Genomic DNA, 2473 nt, shown 5'->3' with positions numbered 1-2473 from the left:
CGACACGGCGCGGCGCTGATCTGGCGGGGCCGCGGTCCCTCATCGCGGGCGTCGGCGGGTCGGGGCGTCGGCCCCGCCGTGAGCAGGGGCATGCCCTTGCGGAACCGCTCTCATCGGGGAATATACTGCCGCCGAGGGGGAGAGCCGCTTCAGGATCGGGGGGACCGATGACGGAAGATGCTCGACACGGAGGTGGGACGACCAGTCCCATCCCCACATCGATGAAGGGCGAGGTACGGAGGGAACGACTGCTGACCCGGCTCAGCGCCGCGATGGAGGAGCCGTGGTCGCTCACGCTCGTGGGCGCGCCGGCCGGCGCCGGCAAGACGCGGCTGCTCGCGCAGTGGTCGCGTGAGCTGCGCGAGCACGCCGACGTCGAGGTCGTGTCGGTCGCGATGGAGCGCGGCGACGGCGTCGACACCCTGATCGCGGGTCTCGAACGGATCCCCGATCCCGCACTGCAGCGCGGCTTCGCCCGCGTGCCCCGCGGTCACGGGGCGGCCACCATGCGCGGACTCGCCAGGGCGCTCGACGCGGCCCGCAGACGGATCGTGATCATCGTCGACGACGTGCACCACCTTCAGGACGACGAGTCCGCCCACCTGATGTCGGTGTTCGTGCAGACGGTCCCCGGCGACGTGCACGTCGTGCTGTCCGGTCGCGGCACGCGCATGATCCCGCTGGCCCGTCGTCGGCTCAGCGGCATCGCCCTCGAACTCGACGGTGCTGCCCTGGCGTTCCGTCCACACGAGATCCAGGCGTTCTTCGCGCTCCGCGACCTGCACCTGAACCCGAGCGAGATCGCCGCGCTGCTGACCCGCACCGCGGGGTGGGCCGCGGCGCTGCAGCTCATGATGCTCAACGCCCCCGGCGGGGGCCCGGTCGGGGCCTACCCGCTCCGGGGAGACGACCCCGACGTGGTCGACTACTTCGTGGAGGAGGTCTTCGGAGACCTCAGTGACGAGCTGCGCGGCTTCCTGGAGACGACGGCCGTCCCCGAGTCGTTCACGACCGCACTCGCGACCGTCCTCTGCGGCAGCGCACGGGCGGGCGCTCTGATCGAGCGGTTGCTGCGGCTCAACGTGCTCGCCGGCCCCGACGGCGCGGACCCCCCGCGGTACCACTACCACCCGCTGCTGCGCGCTTTCCTGCTCGGGCGCCTGCGCGCCAGGGGCAGCAGCGAGCCCGCCCGGCTCGAGGGCATCGCGTCGGCGTGGTTCGACGGGCAGGGGGAGGCCCTTCCCGCACTGGTCCACGCCGTGCGCAGCGGAGAGGAGTTCTGCGTCTCGGCGATCCTCCGTCGCAGCGGCATGCAGCTCGTGCTCGACGGCCACCCCGACGAGGTCGTCGCGGCGACCGGGGAGCTGACCGCGCAGCGCCGCGCGGAGCCGGGGGTGCGGATGCTGATCGCGGCGGCCGAGCTCACCCGCGGGAACGCGTCCGCGGCGGTCGCGGCGCTGTCGTCGACGCCGGAGACGCACGAGTCGGACGTGCACCGGGCGTGGAGGCGGGGGCTCGCGCTGCACACGGCACTGCGCCGAGGGGGGATCGAGGACGCGCTCGCCGCGGTGGGCTCGGAGCTCCGCACGCCGACGGGCGAGGAGCGGATCGACGCCTACGCGACGCTGCAGCTCGCGATGGCCCAGCTCTTCACCGGCCGGCTGGAGCAGTCCGAGGTGTCGGCCAGACGGGCGGCCGACCTGGCGCGGGCGATCGGTGCCGTATCGGCGGAGCTGCAGGCGGAGACCGCGCTCCTCACGGCAGCCCTGTTCCGCGGGCGGCTGCGCGAGGTGATGGACGCGAGTGCGGCCCTGGACGAGCGGTGGCATGAGCTCGGCGCACCGGACAACGCGTTCGTCGAGGTCGCCCGGGTGTGGCGATCGTGGGTGCCGTACGAGGCCATGAACCTGCTCGACGCGAGTCCGGCGCTGCTGCCGTCGGCGCGGGTCCTCGACGCGGGAGGGGAGACCGCGATCGCGCGGGGGCTGCACGGGTTGCAGGCACTGCTCGCCGCGGACGCGGTCGACGACGCCCATGCCGCGGCCATGGCGCTGTTCGACTTCCTCGCGCCGCGGGAGGACCTCCCGTTGCCGGTGCACTGGTACGCCATGATGGCGCCGTTCGTGGTGCACGCGTTCCACCGTCTGAACGAGCCCACGATCCGCGACCGCTTCATCGACGAGGTGGAGGCGGCGCTCGGCGAGACCGGGGACGTGCTGGTCCTCCGTGCGCTCGCCGCGATGCACGACCGACGGCCCGGTGTCGCGCGCGGAGCCCTCGTCCCGGTGCTGGAGGGGGCCGCACGCTGCCTGCTGCCGGCGTCGATGATCGACGCCTGGCTGGTGGAGTCGCACCTCGACGTGGAGGACGCCGAGCCGGATCGGGCGCAGTTCGCCCTCGCCACCGCGCTCGCGCTCGCCGAGCCGGAGGACCACGTCCGCCGGGTCGCGGAGGCCGGGACGGTCGTGGTCCT

Annotated in this window: 1 protein-coding gene; it reads left to right on the top strand. The window is 73.7% G+C overall.

The window, feature by feature from the left end; all coding sequences use genetic code 11:
* Positions 1–221: 221 nt before the first annotated feature.
* Positions 222–2473, top strand: a 2252-nt coding sequence (locus tag DW299_RS15775; protein ID WP_168443164.1) for a winged helix-turn-helix domain-containing protein, incomplete at its 3' end; no start/stop codon positions are given.

Origin of the sequence: Microbacterium sp. K35 (assembly GCF_004794375.1) — a bacterium.
Classification (GTDB): Bacteria; Actinomycetota; Actinomycetes; order Actinomycetales; family Microbacteriaceae; genus Microbacterium; species Microbacterium sufflavum.
This window is presented reverse-complemented; position numbering and strand designations above follow the sequence as displayed.